This is a genomic window from Atlantibacter subterraneus, from assembly GCF_007570865.1.
In the GTDB taxonomy this organism is placed as follows: Bacteria; Pseudomonadota; Gammaproteobacteria; order Enterobacterales; family Enterobacteriaceae; genus Atlantibacter; species Atlantibacter subterraneus.
The window spans coordinates 364,767-379,808 of the sequence record NZ_VLPS01000005.1 but is presented as its reverse complement, the minus strand read 5'-3'; the positions used below and the strand labels follow the sequence as shown (position 1 = coordinate 379,808).

Annotated in this window: 10 protein-coding genes and 1 tRNA gene; 7 read left to right on the top strand and 4 right to left on the bottom strand. The window is 55.4% G+C overall.

All coding sequences use genetic code 11. The annotated features are described in order from the left end of the window. Positions 1-46: 46 nt before the first annotated feature. From FND52_RS11540 to pepA, 3 genes are all read right to left on the bottom strand, one after another. The gene (locus tag FND52_RS11540) at positions 47-2,902 is read right to left on the bottom strand and encodes a valine--tRNA ligase (RefSeq protein ID WP_144130930.1); all 2,856 of its coding nucleotides are present in this window, start codon (positions 2,900-2,902) and stop codon (positions 47-49) included. Between the two features lie 5 nt (positions 2,903-2,907). After that, the gene (gene holC / locus FND52_RS11535) at positions 2,908-3,363 is read right to left on the bottom strand and encodes a DNA polymerase III subunit chi (RefSeq protein WP_125293043.1); all 456 of its coding nucleotides are present in this window, start codon (positions 3,361-3,363) and stop codon (positions 2,908-2,910) included. Positions 3,364-3,442: 79 nt separating this feature from the next. After that, positions 3,443-4,954, bottom strand: a complete 1,512-nt coding sequence (gene pepA / locus FND52_RS11530; protein WP_125293044.1) for a leucyl aminopeptidase — start codon at positions 4,952-4,954, stop codon at positions 3,443-3,445. 268 nt (positions 4,955-5,222) lie between these two features. On the opposite strand from pepA, the gene lptF reads away from it, so the two are divergent. Both lptF and lptG read left to right on the top strand, forming a co-directional pair. Further along, the gene (gene lptF, locus FND52_RS11525; protein WP_125293045.1) at positions 5,223-6,335 is read left to right on the top strand and encodes an LPS export ABC transporter permease LptF; all 1,113 of its coding nucleotides are present in this window, start codon (positions 5,223-5,225) and stop codon (positions 6,333-6,335) included. Next, entirely contained in the window at positions 6,322-7,404 is a 1,083-nt protein-coding gene (gene lptG / locus FND52_RS11520; protein ID WP_125293046.1) for an LPS export ABC transporter permease LptG, read from the top strand. Before lptF ends, lptG begins: the two co-directional genes overlap by 14 nt. 53 nt (positions 7,405-7,457) lie before the next feature. On the opposite strand, the gene FND52_RS11515 is transcribed toward lptG, so the two are convergent. Continuing rightward, entirely contained in the window at positions 7,458-8,960 is a 1,503-nt protein-coding gene (locus tag FND52_RS11515) for a helicase HerA-like C-terminal domain-containing protein (protein WP_144130928.1), read from the bottom strand. Between the two features lie 137 nt (positions 8,961-9,097). Here FND52_RS11515 and FND52_RS11510 point away from each other — a divergent pair, with 137 nt between their 5' ends. From FND52_RS11510 to FND52_RS11490, 5 genes are all read left to right on the top strand, one after another. Continuing rightward, positions 9,098-10,738 carry a dihydroxyacetone kinase subunit DhaK gene (locus FND52_RS11510; protein ID WP_144130926.1) on the top strand — a complete coding sequence of 547 codons (1,641 nt, stop codon included), beginning with the start codon at positions 9,098-9,100 and terminating at the stop codon, positions 10,736-10,738. Between the two features lie 115 nt (positions 10,739-10,853). Next, positions 10,854-10,938 (top strand) — tRNA-Leu (locus tag FND52_RS11505). A 222-nt stretch (positions 10,939-11,160) separates the two neighbouring features. Then, entirely contained in the window at positions 11,161-12,837 is a 1,677-nt protein-coding gene (locus FND52_RS11500) for a tyrosine-type recombinase/integrase (protein ID WP_144130924.1), read from the top strand. 277 nt (positions 12,838-13,114) lie between these two features. Next, positions 13,115-13,597 (top strand): helix-turn-helix domain-containing protein, encoded by a 483-nt coding sequence (locus FND52_RS11495; RefSeq protein WP_144130921.1) that lies wholly within the window; start codon positions 13,115-13,117, stop codon positions 13,595-13,597. 6 nt (positions 13,598-13,603) lie between these two features. Beyond that, complete coding sequence (locus tag FND52_RS11490; RefSeq protein WP_144130919.1) at positions 13,604-14,872, top strand: type II toxin-antitoxin system HipA family toxin; 1,269 nt, start codon at positions 13,604-13,606, stop codon at positions 14,870-14,872. Positions 14,873-15,042 lie beyond the last annotated feature (170 nt).

Below are 15,042 nucleotides of genomic sequence, written 5' to 3'. Positions count from 1 at the left end.
AAAAAGCCGGGTTAACAAACCCGGCTTTTTCGTTCAACCTAAACGCTTACAGCGCGGCAATCACGCCCTGCTGCTCAATCAGCGTCGCTTTGGCATCATGGAACGCCTGCAGACGCTCGCGCTCTTTCGCCACCACCGCTTCCGGCGCGCGGGCTACAAAGCCTTCGTTGCCCAGCTTGCTTTCGATCTTGCCGATTTCGATCTCAACTTTTTCCACTTCTTTGGCCAGACGCGCCAGCTCAGCGGATTTATCGATAAGACCTGCCATCGGGATCAGCAATTCCGCGCCGTCGATGATTTTGGTCACCGACACCGGGCCTTTGTCGCCGTCGTCCAGCAGAGTGATACTTTGCAGACGCGCCAGGTTCAGCAGGAAGCTGCGGTTATCGTTCACGCGGCGCTGAGCATCGGCGCTGGCACCGCGCAGCAGCACGTCCAGCGGTTTGCTCGGCGCGATGTTCATTTCCGCGCGGATATTACGCACTGCCACAATCGCCTGCTTCAGCCATTCGGTATCGGTACGCGCCGCTTCGTCATCCAGCGCCACGTCGTAAGCCGGGAACGGTTGCAGCATGATGGTATCGGCATCGATGCCTTTCAGCACTTTCACGCGCTGCCAGATGGTCTCGGTGATAAACGGAATAATCGGGTGCGCCAGGCGCAGCAGACCTTCCAGCACGTTGACCAGCGTATTGCGGGTGCCGCGCAGTTCCGCTTCAGAACCGCCGTTCATTACCGGCTTGGTGAGTTCCAGATACCAGTCGCAGAACTGGTTCCAGGTGAACTCATACAGGATGCCCGCTGCGATATCGAAACGGTAGCTATCCAGCGCTTCACGGTAGGCTTTCACGGTGCGGTTGAATTCCGCCAGGATCCAGCGATCTGCCAGAGACAGCACTTTCTCGCCGCCGTTGAAGCCGCAATCCTGATCTTCGGTATTCATCAGCACAAAGCGGCTGGCGTTCCACAGCTTGTTACAGAAGTTGCGATAGCCTTCAAGACGCTTCATATCCCAGTTAATATCGCGGCCGGTAGAGGCCAGCGCCGCCAGGGTGAAGCGCAGGGCATCGGTGCCGTGCGGCTCAATGCCGTTCGGGAACTGCTTCTCGGTGCGCTTGCGGATTTTCTCGGCCAGCTGCGGCTGCATCATGTTGCCGGTGCGTTTTTCCAGCAGCTCTTCCAGGGAGATACCGTCCACCATGTCCAGCGGGTCAATCACGTTACCCTTGGATTTGGACATCTTCTGGCCTTCGTCATCGCGGATCAGGCCGGTCATGTATACCGTGTGGAACGGCACTTGCGGCTTGCCGTTTTCATCTTTGATGAAGTGCATGGTCATCATGATCATGCGGGCAATCCAGAAGAAGATGATGTCGAAGCCGGACACCATCACGCTGGTCGGGTGGAACTGACGCAGCGCGTCGGTGTTTTCCGGCCAGCCGAGGGTAGAGAACGTCCACAGCGCGGAGGAGAACCAGGTGTCCAGCACGTCTTCGTCCTGACGCAGCGCAACGTCCGCGCCCAAGTTGTTTTGCTGGCGCACTTCGTCTTCGCTACGGCCCACGTACACGTTGCCCTGGTCGTCATACCACGCCGGAATACGGTGGCCCCACCACAGCTGGCGGGAGATACACCAGTCCTGAATGTCACGCATCCAGGAGAAGTACATGTTTTCATACTGCTTAGGCACGAACTGGATATCGCCGTTTTCCACCGCTTCCACGGCCGGTTTCGCCAGCACGTCGGCGCGCACGTACCACTGGTCGGTCAGCATCGGTTCGATAACCACGCCGCCGCGATCGCCATAAGGAACCGTCAGGTCGTGCGGTTTGATCTCTTCCAGCAGGCCGAGTTCATCAATGGCCGCCACAACGGCTTTACGCGCGGCAAAGCGTTCCATCTTCTGGAACTGCGCCGGGATCTCACTGGAGTAAACGTCGGATTCGTTGCCTTTGGTGTCGTACACTTCTGCGCTTTCACGGATATCGCCGTCAAAGGTCAGAATGTTGATCATCGGTAGGGCGTGACGACGGCCCACTTCGTAGTCGTTGAAGTCGTGCGCCGGGGTGATTTTCACGCAGCCGGTGCCTTTCTCCATATCGGCGTGCTCGTCGCCAACAACCGGAATGCGGCGGTTAACCAACGGCAGCACCACGAATTTGCCGATCAGATCTTTGTAGCGCGGATCTTCCGGGTTAACGGCTACGCCGGTATCGCCCAGCAGGGTTTCCGGACGGGTGGTGGCAACAACCAGATAATCTTTGCCGTCAGCGGTTTTCGCGCCGTCGGCCAGCGGATAGCGGATGTGCCACATCGAGCCTTTAGACTCGCGGTTTTCCACTTCCAGATCGGAGATCGCGGTGCGCAGTTTCGGGTCCCAGTTTACCAGGCGCTTGCCGCGGTAAATCAGGTCTTCCTGATACAGGCGCACGAACACTTCTTTCACCGCGTTGGACAGGCCTTCATCCATGGTGAAGCGCTCGCGCTCCCAGTCCACGGAGTTGCCCAGACGGCGCATCTGGCGGGTAATGGTGCCGCCGGATTCTGCTTTCCACTGCCAGATTTTGTCGATGAACGCATCGCGGCCATAGTCGTGACGGGTTTTGCCCTCTTCGGCGGCAATTTTGCGCTCAACCACCATCTGGGTGGCGATACCGGCGTGGTCGGTGCCCGCCTGCCACAGGGTGTTTTTGCCCTGCATGCGCTGATAGCGGATCATGGTGTCCATGATGGTTTGCTGGAAGGCGTGACCCATATGCAAACTGCCGGTGACGTTCGGCGGCGGGATCATGATGCAGAAGCTTTCCTGGCTTTCGTCGCCATTGGGTTTAAAGTAGCCCTGCTGTTCCCAGTGCTCGTATAGCGGCTGTTCGATATCTTGTGGGTTATATGTCTTTTCCATTTCTGCTATGTCTTTGCGGCGCCGTAGGTGGCCGTGGTCAAGTGGAAACCAGCCACGCGATAGGCTTTATAGCGTTCGCGAGCCAGTTGTTTCTGGGTTTCTTCGTAAGGGACGAAGTCTATCACTTCCGGGAAAGCGGTGGCAAAATCTGCAAACCCCGGCAGCAGGCTGATCAGCACATCGCGCGCGCTGCTGCCGCGTTTTTGCGGCCAGGCTAACTCGACTGGCGCCCCGGCGCGCGGCCCTTCACCCGCCAGGTTATGTGGCACAAAACTGTCCGGATCGCGCGCCCACAGCGCTTCATCAAGGCGAATCGCCTGGGCTTCGTTTTCACAGGCAATCAGAAGACGTTTACCCGCCCGCCAGCGTTCTGCGGCGATCTCACACACCAGTTGTTCAACGGCGCTCAGGCCGTTCTGATGGGTATCGTTGTCCAGCAGATAGAAGGTTGCACTCTTCATAATATGGGGCTTCTTGTGATGACTTTAAACGCACAGCCCGGCGAGAACCGGGCTGTGACAGGATGCTTACTGTACGCTGTTATTCTTCGCCGTTAAATCCGGCGCGGTTCAACAGGAACTGCGCCAGCATCGCGACCGGACGCCCGGTTGCGCCTTTGGCTTTACCGGAGCGCCAGGCGGTACCGGCGATATCCAGGTGCGCCCAGTTGTATTTGCGGGTAAAACGCGACAGGAAGCAGCCGGCAGTGATCGCGCCGCCAGGACGGCCGCCGATGTTAGCCATATCCGCAAAGTTAGAGTCGAGCTGTTCGTAATACTCATCGCTGAGCGGTAAACGCCATGCGCGGTCGCCAGCCTGTTCGGAAGCGCCGATCAGCTCGTGGGCCAGCGGATTGTGGTTCGACATCAACCCGGTAATGTGATGGCCCAGGGCAATCACGCAGGCACCGGTCAGCGTCGCCACATCAATCACCACTTCCGGCTCGAAGCGCTCGACGTAGGTCAGCACGTCGCACAGCACCAGACGGCCTTCGGCGTCGGTATTCAGCACTTCTACGGTTTGCCCGGACATGGTGGTCAGCACATCGCCCGGACGATAGGCCCGCCCGCCTGGCATGTTTTCACAGCCCGCCAGCACGCCAATCACGTTCAGCGGCAGTTGCAGTTCCGCTACCATGCGCATCACGCCATAAACCGCCGCCGCGCCGCACATGTCATATTTCATCTCGTCCATGCCTTCGGATGGCTTGATGGAAATACCGCCGGAGTCAAACGTCAGGCCTTTGCCCACCAGCACGATCGGACGGGCGTCCGGCGCACTGCTGCCTTTATATTCCATCACCGACATCAGGGATTCGTTCTGCGAGCCAGCGCCCACTGCCAGGTAGGAGTGCATGCCGAGATCTTTCATCTGCTGTTCGCCAATCACGCGGGTTACCACGTTTTTGCTGAACGAGTCAGCCAGCTGGCGCGCCTGGGAGGCGAGGTACGCGGCGTTGCAGATGTTCGGCGGCATATTGCCTAAATCTTTCGCGGCCTTGATGCCGGAGGCAATCGCCAGGCCGTGCTGGATAGCGCGTTCGCCGCTGGTCAGCTCACGGCGCGTCGGCACGTTGAACACCATCTTACGCAGCGGACGGCGCGGTTCGCTTTTGTTGGTTTTGAGTTGATCGAAGCAGTAAAGCGACTCTTTCGCGGTTTCCACCGCCTGGCGCACTTTCCAGTAAGTATTGCGGCCTTTAACGTGCAGTTCGGTGAGGAAACACACCGCTTCCATCGAACCGGTATCGTTAAGGGTGTTAATGGTTTTCTGGATCACCTGCTTGTACTGGCGCTCATCCAGTTCACGCTCTTTACCGCAGCCAATCAGCAAGATACGTTCAGAGAGCACGTTCGGAACGTGGTGAAGCAGAAGGGTTTGGCCTGGCTTGCCTTCCAGTTCACCGCGACGCAGCAGTGCGCTGATATAGCCGTCGCTGATTTTATCCAGCTGCTCGGCTATCGGGGAGAGGCGGCGCGGCTCAAAAACACCGACAACAATGCAGGCACTCCGCTGCTTTTCGGGGCTACCGCTTTTTACACTGAACTCCATGCACTACGCTCCTGAATCTTAAAGACAACAACGGCGGCTACGGATAGAATTGAACGCTTTCGTAACGCTTTGCTCCGCTGTTGCGATGACTTTCGTGTTAATCTTAACGAATGTTGTTACGGTTTAGGCGCGTCAACATCTTAAGTACTTACCGCTGAGTTTACATATCTTAGCGATCTTTTCGACGACTCAAGAGAATAAATGACGTTTAAGCCATGAAACAAGCGATTTTCCTGCAAAAAGACTCGTATTCACAGGCGTATTTAATGTGATAATCATAAGATATCTGGTCCGGGAGACGCTCAAAAGCCAACTGGCGATACTGTTCATCCTGCTGCTGATCTTCTTTTGCCAGAAGCTCGTCAGGATTTTGGGTGCGGCAGTCGACGGCGAGATCCCGACAAATTTGGTGCTTTCCTTATTGGGTTTAGGCGTGCCTGCTATGGCGCAACTGATCCTTCCTTTAAGCCTGTTTCTCGCGCTACTGATGACGCTGGGCAAACTGTATACCGAGAGTGAAATCACGGTGATGCATGCCTGCGGCCTGAGTAAAGCGGTGCTGGTCAAAGCGGCGATGATCCTCGCGCTGTTTACCGGCATTGTGGCGACGGTCAACGTGATGTGGGCCAGCCCCTGGTCGTCCCGTCATCAGGATGAAGTGCTGGCCGAAGCTAAAGCTAACCCTGGCATGGCGGCGCTGGCGCAGGGGCAGTTCCAGCAGGCCACCGACGGCAACGCCGTGCTGTTTATTGAAAGCGTTGACGGCAGCAAATTTAATGAGGTGTTCCTGGCGCAACTGCGGCCACGTGGGAATGCGCGGCCTTCCGTCGTGGTGGCGGATTCCGGCGAGCTGTCACAGCGCAAAGACGGCACTCAGGTGGTGACCCTGAATCAGGGAACCCGCTTTGAAGGCACCGCGATGCTGCGTGATTTCCGCATCACAGACTTTAAAGATTACAAAGCGGTGATTGGCCACCAGGCGGTTGCGCTCGATCCTGAAGATTCTGAACAGATGAGCATGAAAGCGCTGTGGGAATCGGATAAACGCCAGGCGCGCGCGGAATTTCACTGGCGTTTGACGCTGGTATTCGCCGTTATCGTCATGGCGCTGATGGTGGTGCCGTTGAGCGTGGTGAACCCGCGCCAGGGCCGCGTACTTTCTATGCTGCCCGCGATGCTGCTGTATTTAATCTTCTTCTTGCTGCAAACATCACTACGCTCCAATGGCGCTAAAGGCAAGCTCGACCCGCTGATCTGGATGTGGGCGGTGAACCTGGCGTATCTGGCGTTAGCGATCGGCCTGAACTTGTGGGATACGGTGCCGATGCGTAAATTGCGCAGCCGTTTTTCGCATCGAGGAGTGGTGAATGCCGGGATTTAGCGTACTTGACCGATATATCGGCAAAACGATTTTTAACACCATCATGATGACGCTGTTCATGCTGGTATCGCTTTCTGGCGTGATCAAGTTTGTCGATCAGCTGAAAAGAACCGGTGAAGGGAGCTATTCCGCCACTGGTGCAGGGATGTATACCCTGCTTAGCATGCCGAAAGACGTGCAGATTTTCTTCCCGATGGCGGCGCTGCTCGGCGCATTGCTGGGGCTTGGCATGCTGGCTCAGCGTAGCGAGCTGGTGGTGATGCAGGCATCCGGCTTTACCCGTATGCAGGTAGCGCTGTCAGTAATGAAAACCGCGATCCCGCTGGTATTGCTGACCATGGCGATTGGTGAATGGGTTGCGCCGCAGGGCGAACAGATGGCGCGTAACTACCGTGCGCAGATGATGTATGGCGGTTCGCTGCTCTCCACCCAGCAAGGCCTGTGGGCGAAAGACGGCAATAATTTTGTCTACATCGAACGCGTAAAAGGCGATAACGAGCTGGGCGGCATCAGTATCTATTCGTTTAACGATCAGCGTCGTCTACAGACGGTTCGCTACGCCGCTACCGCGACATTTAACCCGGAAACGCGCGTCTGGCAGCTGTCACAGGTGGATGAATCTAATCTGACCAATGATAAGCAGATCACCGGCACCCAGACGGTGACCGGAACCTGGAAGACCAAACTTACGCCGGACAAACTGGGCGTGGTGGCGTTGGACCCGGATGCGCTATCTATTAGCGGGCTGCGCGAGTATGTACGTTATCTGAAGTCCAGCGGCCAGGATGCCAGCCGTTATCAGCTCAACATGTGGAGCAAAATCTTCCAGCCGCTTTCCGTGGCGGTGATGATGCTGATGGCGCTGTCGTTTATCTTTGGCCCGCTGCGTAGCGTACCGATGGGCGTGCGGGTGGTAACGGGGATTAGCTTCGGCTTCCTGTTCTACGTGCTCGACCAGATATTTGGCCCGCTGAGCCTGGTGTACAACATCCCGCCGATAATGGGCGCGCTGTTGCCAAGCGCCAGCTTCTTCCTGATCAGCCTCTGGCTACTCATCCGTAAGTCGTAAAGACAAGGGGTGCAGATTGCACCCTTTGTTTTATTGCCTGCGCCAGCCAACCGCTAACGCCGCCTGCCGCCCAGAATACTCCCCAGCATCCCGCGCACGATTTGGTTGGTCACCTGGCGTACTGCGCTTTTTGCCATGGTCTGCACCACGCCGTCACGCTTGCCGCCTCGCGGCCCGGTGCTGCCGAACAAAATATCTTTTAACCCGCCGATAAGGCCGTCGTCCTCTGTCGCCTGAGCGCCTTTAGCCGCTGGCGCGTTGCTTTGCTCCGGTGCATCCGCCACGCGTTTTTGCAGCATTTCATACGCGGACTCGCGGTCGACCGCGTCCTCATATTTGCCATACAGCGAAGAGTGATTAAGCAACCCGTTGCGCTCATCCTCATTCACCGGCCCCATCCGCGAGCAGGGAGCAATCACCATGGCACGCTCAACCATGGTGGGGCTGCCTTTGGCATCCAGAAACGAGATTAGCGCCTCGCCGGTGCCCAGCGCCTGAATGGCCTCTTCGGTATCAAAGGCCGGGTTAGCGCGCATGGTTTGCGCCGCCGCTTTCACCGCCTTTTGGTCTTTTGGCGTAAAGGCGCGTAGCGCGTGCTGCACCCGGTTGCCCAACTGGCCTAACACCATATCGGGGACATCCGACGGATTCTGGGATACAAACCACACGCCAACGCCCTTCGAGCGGATAAGGCGGATCACCTGTTCGATTTTATCCACCAATACCTGTGGGGCATCGTTAAACAGCAAATGCGCCTCGTCGAAGAAAAACACCAGTTTAGGTTTGTCGAGATCGCCCGCTTCCGGCAGTTGCTCATACAGTTCGGAGAGCATCCACAGCAGGCTGGCAGCGTAAAGTTTCGGCATTTGATACAGCTTTTCCGCCGACAGGATATTCACGATGCCTTTGCCGCTAGCATCGGTGCGCATCCAGTCTTTGATATCCAGCATCGGCTCGCCGAAGAACGCATTGGCTCCCTGCTGCTCAAGAGTCAGTAGCCCGCGCTGGATAGCGCCTACCGACGCGCTGCTGATATTGCCGTACTGGTTCTGGAATGATTTGGCGTTATCGCCGACGTACTGGGTAATGGCACGCAGATCTTTAAAATCGAGCAGCAGCAGCCCTTGCTCATCCGCGATGCGGAAAATGATATTCAGCACCCCTGACTGCACCTCGTTCAGGTTCAGCAGCCGGGCAAGCAGCAGCGGCCCGAGATCCGAGACCGTGGCCCGCACCGGATGGCCTTTTTCGCCGAAGATATCCCACAGCATGACCGGGTTGCCGTGTGGCTGCCAGTCGGTGATGCCGATACCGTTCAGCCGGGCCAGCAGTTTTTCCGATGCCGCGCCTTCCTGCGCGATACCGGTTAAATCACCTTTCACATCCGCCATAAATACCGGCACGCCGATATCGGATAACGATTCCGCCAGCTTTTGCAGCGTGACGGTTTTACCGGTCCCTGTCGCCCCGGTGATCAGCCCGTGGCGGTTGGCCATTTGCGGCAGCAGGTTTAACGTCACGTCCGGCGTTCGGGCGATAAGCAGCGGTGCGGTCATGGTGAATTTCCTTGTGGTGGTTTCGCTTAAATCATAGGCAATTCACCACGAAAGAACATCGGTAAAATGCTGACTTTGCGGCATATCCCGCATCACCGACTATGCTTTGCATACGGTTTACTTATTTTTTGGAAAACATGTCCAGATTCTTTTTTAACGAACGCAAACAGCTGGTCAACGATGCAATTGAAGGTGTTATTCTCGCCGCACAGCATCGTAACCTGACGCGGCTGGATATCGACCCGGCGATACGCGTCGTGGTGCGCAGCGACTGGGATAAAAGCAAAGTGGCGGTGATTTCCGGCGGCGGCGCGGGCCATGAACCGGCACACGTCGGGTTCGTCGGTAAAGGGATGTTAACCGCAGCGGTGTGCGGCGACCTGTTCGCCTCGCCGAGCGTGGATGCGGTACTGAACGCGATTGTCGCCGTAACCGGCGATCGCGGCTGCCTGTTAATCGTCAAAAACTACACTGGCGACCGGCTCAACTTCGGCCTGGCGGCGGAGAAAGCCAAACGCCACGGTCTGAAGGTTGAGATGGTGATTGTGGCGGACGACATCGCCCTGCCGGATAACAAACAGCCGCGCGGTATTGCGGGTACGGCGCTGGTGCATAAAATCGCCGGATTCGCGGCGGAGCAGGGGAGATCCCTGAGCGAAGTACGCGACCTGGCCCATGCCGCCAGCCAGCGCGTCTGGAGCCTGGGCGTGGCGATGCAGACCTGCAACCTGCCGGGCAGCGAAGAAGAGAACCGCATCCAGCCGGGTAAAATTGAGCTGGGGCTGGGGATTCACGGCGAGCCGGGTGCCAGCATCGTCGAGACGCATAATAGCAAAGAGATTGTGACGCAACTGGTGGATGCGCTGCAGCAAAAAACCGGGCCGGATGCCCGGCTGGCGGTAATGATCAATAACCTGGGTGGGGTTTCCGCACTTGAGATGGCGCTGCTGACTAAAGAGCTGGCGCACTCGCGCCTGAGCGAGCAGATTGATTACCTGATTGGCCCGGCGGCGCTGGTGAGCGCGCTGGATATGAAAGGCTTCTCGCTTTCAGCCATCACGCTGGATGAGACATTTGAAAAGGCGTTAAAGGCCAGCGTTGAGACGGCGGGCTGGCAGCCGCCCGTGCCGTTCCGCACGGTGAAAGCCCAGCCGCATAACCCGATTTACAATCGCATGGACGTTACGCCCAGCGAGAACGCCGCCACGAAGCAGATTGTCGCCACGGCGACCGACACGTTAATCGGCCTGGAGAACCGGCTAAACGCGCTGGATGCCAAAGTGGGCGATGGCGACACCGGCTCGACGTTTGCTGAAGGCGCGCGCGACATCAAACACCAGCTCGATGCCGGGCAACTGCCGCTTAACGATACCGGTGCGCTATTACTGCTTATCGGCGAGCGGCTGGCTACCGTGATGGGCGGTTCGAGTGGGGTGCTGATGTCGATCTTCTTTACCGCTGCCGGGCAGAAAGTGGCGGAAGGGGAACAACTGGCTCAGGCATTGCAAGTTGGTTTGCAGCAAATGAAACGCTACGGCGGCGCGGGCCTGGGTGACAGAACGTTAATCGACGCCTTGCAACCCGCGCTGGAGGCGCTGGCGGGTGAGGGGCTGGAGGCTGCGGTTAAAGCGGCGAAGCAGGGTGCGGAGGCGACGGCACAGATTCAGAAGGCCAATGCCGGTCGCTCGTCATACGTGAACAGCGAGAACCTGAACGGCGTGCCGGACCCGGGAGCCGTTGCGGTGGCTGAGGTGTTTGGGGCACTGGTTAAGCGGTGATGTGCAGAATCGGATGCTGGTTTTTTCAGCATCCGAGTTATGGGGCAAGGGATAACTGTTGCGCGTGAGGGAGTTGCAGGTATAATCCACAACGTTTTCCGCATACCTCTTCAGTGCCGAAGTGGCGAAATCGGTAGACGCAGTTGATTCAAAATCAACCGTAGAAATACGTGCCGGTTCGAGTCCGGCCTTCGGCACCAAGTGATGCAATAATTAGCTACCTAAGGGTGGCTTTTTTTGTGTCCATTTTCGTCCAAATTCGTCCATATCCGTCTGTAATTAAAAGATAATTTATTTTTCGGTAATAACAATTTTTATTTTGTGGTCTTTCCGTGTTGGTCATTTTTCATCCATTGACATCCACGCGATTTGGGGGCCAAATTGGGGGCTTAGACGTAGTTCGATAATAGTGAGGCCCCAAAATGGCACTAACAGATCGCGCTATAGTCCACGCCAAGCCTTGTGGCAAGCCGTATAAGCTCAGTGACTCGCATGGACTTTACCTGCTGGTTAACCCTAACGGTTCAAAACGCTGGTACATCAAGTACCGCTTTGTAAACAAAGAGAAAAAGCTCGCTTTAGGACCTTATCCGCTTTTGACGCTTGCACAGGCAAGACGCATGCGTGAAGAGGCCCAATTACTGCTGATTTCCGGCATCGATCCGAGCGCACACCGAAAGGCTGAACGCCTTGCTATAACGCCGGAACATACGTTTGAGTCTGTGGCACGCGAATGGGTCACCAGTAACGTTAACTGGTCGGCGGAACATAAGAAGCGGGTGCTGCGTTACTTCGAGCTTTACGTCTTTCCCACGAACGGCAGCTGTGACATCACCAAAATGAAGGTCAAAGATCTGCTGGTGCCCATCAAGGAGGTGGAGAAAGCGGGCAAACTGGATGTTGCTTCCCGGCTTCAGCAGCGCACTGCCTGCGTGATGCGCTACGCCGTCCAGAACGGCATTATCGATACAAACCCTGCATCAGATTTAACCGGCGCGGTTTCCACGCCCAAAGTGCGTCACCACCCTGCACTGGATCTGAATCTTATCCCTGATTTCCTGGAAAGAATCGACGATTACAAAGGCCGTCAACTGACTCAACTGGCGGTAAAGCTGGCGCTGCTGCTGTTTATCCGCTCCAGCGAACTGCGCTTTGCCCGCTGGGATGAAATTGACCTGCGTAACGCCATGTGGACAATCCCCGCTGAGCGTGAGCCGATCCCCGGCGTTAAATATTCAGCGCGTGGGGCGAAGATGCACTCCCCACACCTGGTCCCATTGTCCCGTCAGGCCATCGAACTGCTGCACGAGGTGCGGCAGCATTGCCGGCCGGGAACTGAACTGGTATTCCCCGGCGATCATAACTACCGCAAACCGATGAGCGAAAACACCATCAACAAAGCGCTGCGGGTGATGGGCTACGACACCCAGAAAGACGTCTGCGGCCACGGTTTTCGCACTATGGCCTGCAGCGCGCTGGTGGAGTCGGGCCTGTGGTCAAGCGACGCGGTAGAGCGCCAGATGAGCCATCAGGAGCGTAAGCGCGTGCGGGCGGCGTATATCCATAAGGCGCAGCACCTGGAAGAGCGCCGGGAAATGATGCAGTGGTGGGCGGATTATCTGGATGCAAACCGGTTCAGGCATGTTGTGCCTTATGGCTTCAAAAAGTCGCCGGGAGGCGCACTCGACCATATGAGTTTCCAGGAGCGCAATGACCGGCAGCTAGAGGAGCTGAAAGCCCGGATACTGGCCGACTCGGAATGGCTGACGGCATCTGAGCTATCGGCAAAAGCGGGTTTTCGTTCCGCCGATCCTGATGCTGGCCCGAAAGGCTGGAAAGCCGCTGGGAAGATTTTCTCGCTGAAGGTCGACGGGGAGGATTTGTACCCGGATTATGTTTTGGATGAGAAAATGCGGCCTCTCAAGGTTGTCAGGCTTATTCTCTCGCTGTTCAAAGAACGTAAGACCCCGTGGGGGTTGGCTATCTGGTTCGGCTCGGCAAACCGCAGGCTGCGTGGTGCCAAGCCGAAAGATTTGTTGGTATCAAAGTCAGAGTTGGTTCTGCTGGCGGCGCAGGATGAGGTTGAGTCGGGGGAGTAGGGAGATATTGATTTATTTTTAATGCTGAGTTGCTTATGTAGGGGCAGACATTTCTAACCTCTATTACAAACCTCCTCCATGGCGTCTTCTCGTCGCTAACAACTTTACTATGTGATTACAATAAAGTGTAAATATTCTGGCGTTTTTTATGATTTCTTGAAGTAATATTAGCATTATTTCTTCTTCCCGTACTTACAACCTACAGCTCGTACAGGTTAACTGTTAATGTGCTAATATAATGGCATCATCCATATAAAAAAGATAAAATATTATCACAATGGCTAAAAAAACAGCGCCTTTGCTTCCAGAGACTAATCAGTTGCTTGTTGAGTTTGGTGAGCGCCTTAAGCTGGCGCGTCTGAGACGCAAACTTACAGCAAAGCAGGTTGCTGAACGGGCTGGAATGTCACCAATGACACTGCGTTCTCTTGAATCGGGAGGGGCTGGTGTGACAATCGGCGCTTACTTGTCTGTTATGCAGATCTTAGGGCTTGAAAGGGATCTAAACAAACTTGCCGCCGAGGATGAGCAAGGACGCCTGCTCCAGGATTCCAGGTTAATAAACAAAACGTATTCTTCTCGTCCTTCTGCAGTTTCTCGCACAAACAGGCATACCGGGAATGTGGTAAAACGTGACGCGTCCGGTAAGCAATCCATGACCCCATCAAAAAAATCAGCAAATGCCGAACTAAAAACACCTGCCGCGACATCGGCATCCTTGGCTGCACTGTTAAAACCAATAAAAAATCCTAAAAGGTAACTGACTATGGCAATGATTGGCGTGTATGCGGACTGGGATGGCCTGCATGGCCCCAGACGAATCGGCTTTTTGCATAGTCGCCGGACCCGTGCGCGGGAATTATTTGAATTTGAGTACGATCCGGATGCTTTAGCCGATCCCGAGCTTAACTTCCTGCAGCTTGACCCTGAAATAGTCTTGTTTGGAGGAGCGCAGTATCCAACACCACCGCGCGATAAATTTGGTGTTTTTGGTGACTCCAGTCCTGACCGCTGGGGGCGAATGCTGATGAAAAGACGTCTGGGACGGGATATTCGAGAAGGGCTTCTGCCTGAAGGGACACAATTGCACGAATCCGACTATCTGCTGGGTGTACATGATCTTTATCGGGTTGGTGCTCTGCGTTACAAGTTAGAAGATGAAGGCGAATTTCTTGATAATCGAATGGATGTTGCGGCCCCTCCATTTACCGAAATTGCCGCATTAGAAAGAGCCAGTCGGTCACTTGAGGATGATCCGGATAACAGAGCATTGATGGGCCATGAATGGCTAAGAATGCTAATAGCACCAGGCGGTTCTCTCGGGGGCGCACGACCAAAAGCAAGTGTTGCGGATGACAACGGACATCTCTATATCGCCAAATTTCCGAGTACAAGAGATGAATACGATGTCGGTGGTTGGGAGATGGTTGTTAACGCTCTGGCTGTCGGTTGTGGCCTTAATGTGGCTTCTGCACAAGCGCGAAAATTCGCCAGCGATCATCATTGTTTTATGGTGCGTCGTTTTGACCGTACCGATGCTGGTCAGCGTCTTCATTTTGCATCTGCCATGACGTTGACCCGACACCAGGATGGGGACGATTACTCAACAGGAGTCAGCTATCTGGAACTTGCTGAAGTTCTCATCAGAAATGGCGCACAGACGAATGCAGACCTTCAGGAGCTCTGGTCACGCATTGTTTTTAATATTCTGGTCTCTAACTCTGATGATCATTTGCGAAACCACGGGTTTATTCTGGTACCCGATAAAGGATGGCGACTTTCTGAAGCCTACGATATAAATCCGGTTCCCAGATCTGATGGCCTGAAGCTCAATATTACTGAGGCAGATAACGCGCTGGATATGGAATTAGCCAGGGAAGTTGCTGAATACTTTCGCCTGAAATTGACCGACGCTGATGAGATTATTGCCAGCTTCCGTGGGATAGTCTGCCAGTGGAGAACTATTGCGGACCGCCTTACTCTTCCTTACCGGGAGCAGGAACAAATGGCGGAGGCGTTCAGACGCGCAATGTGAGTAGTAAGTTACAAATCGTATCCGGAGCATTTTCTTTTATCGCAAACCGGGATAGCACTTCAGAGGGCGGTCCGTTGAAGTGCTATGAAGAAAGGTCATTTTGACTGGCGATAAATCCTACTGTAAATCCATATGTTTAAAAAAACGTTTTTTATCGACATATCACCGCA

Excerpts from the sequence above, each read along its gene's own strand:
- lptG (WP_125293046.1), top strand. The coding sequence starts at position 6,322 with ATGCCGGGATTTAGCGTACTTGACCGATATATCGGCAAAACGATTTTT.
- FND52_RS11510 (WP_144130926.1), top strand. The coding sequence starts at position 9,098 with ATGTCCAGATTCTTTTTTAACGAACGCAAACAGCTGGTCAACGATGCA.
- holC (WP_125293043.1), bottom strand. The coding sequence starts at position 3,363 with ATGAAGAGTGCAACCTTCTATCTGCTGGACAACGATACCCATCAGAAC.
- pepA (WP_125293044.1), bottom strand. The coding sequence starts at position 4,954 with ATGGAGTTCAGTGTAAAAAGCGGTAGCCCCGAAAAGCAGCGGAGTGCC.
- FND52_RS11515 (WP_144130928.1), bottom strand. The coding sequence starts at position 8,960 with ATGACCGCACCGCTGCTTATCGCCCGAACGCCGGACGTGACGTTAAAC.
- FND52_RS11540 (WP_144130930.1), bottom strand. The coding sequence starts at position 2,902 with ATGGAAAAGACATATAACCCACAAGATATCGAACAGCCGCTATACGAG.
- FND52_RS11490 (WP_144130919.1), top strand. The coding sequence starts at position 13,604 with ATGGCAATGATTGGCGTGTATGCGGACTGGGATGGCCTGCATGGCCCC.
- FND52_RS11495 (WP_144130921.1), top strand. The coding sequence starts at position 13,115 with ATGGCTAAAAAAACAGCGCCTTTGCTTCCAGAGACTAATCAGTTGCTT.
- FND52_RS11500 (WP_144130924.1), top strand. The coding sequence starts at position 11,161 with ATGGCACTAACAGATCGCGCTATAGTCCACGCCAAGCCTTGTGGCAAG.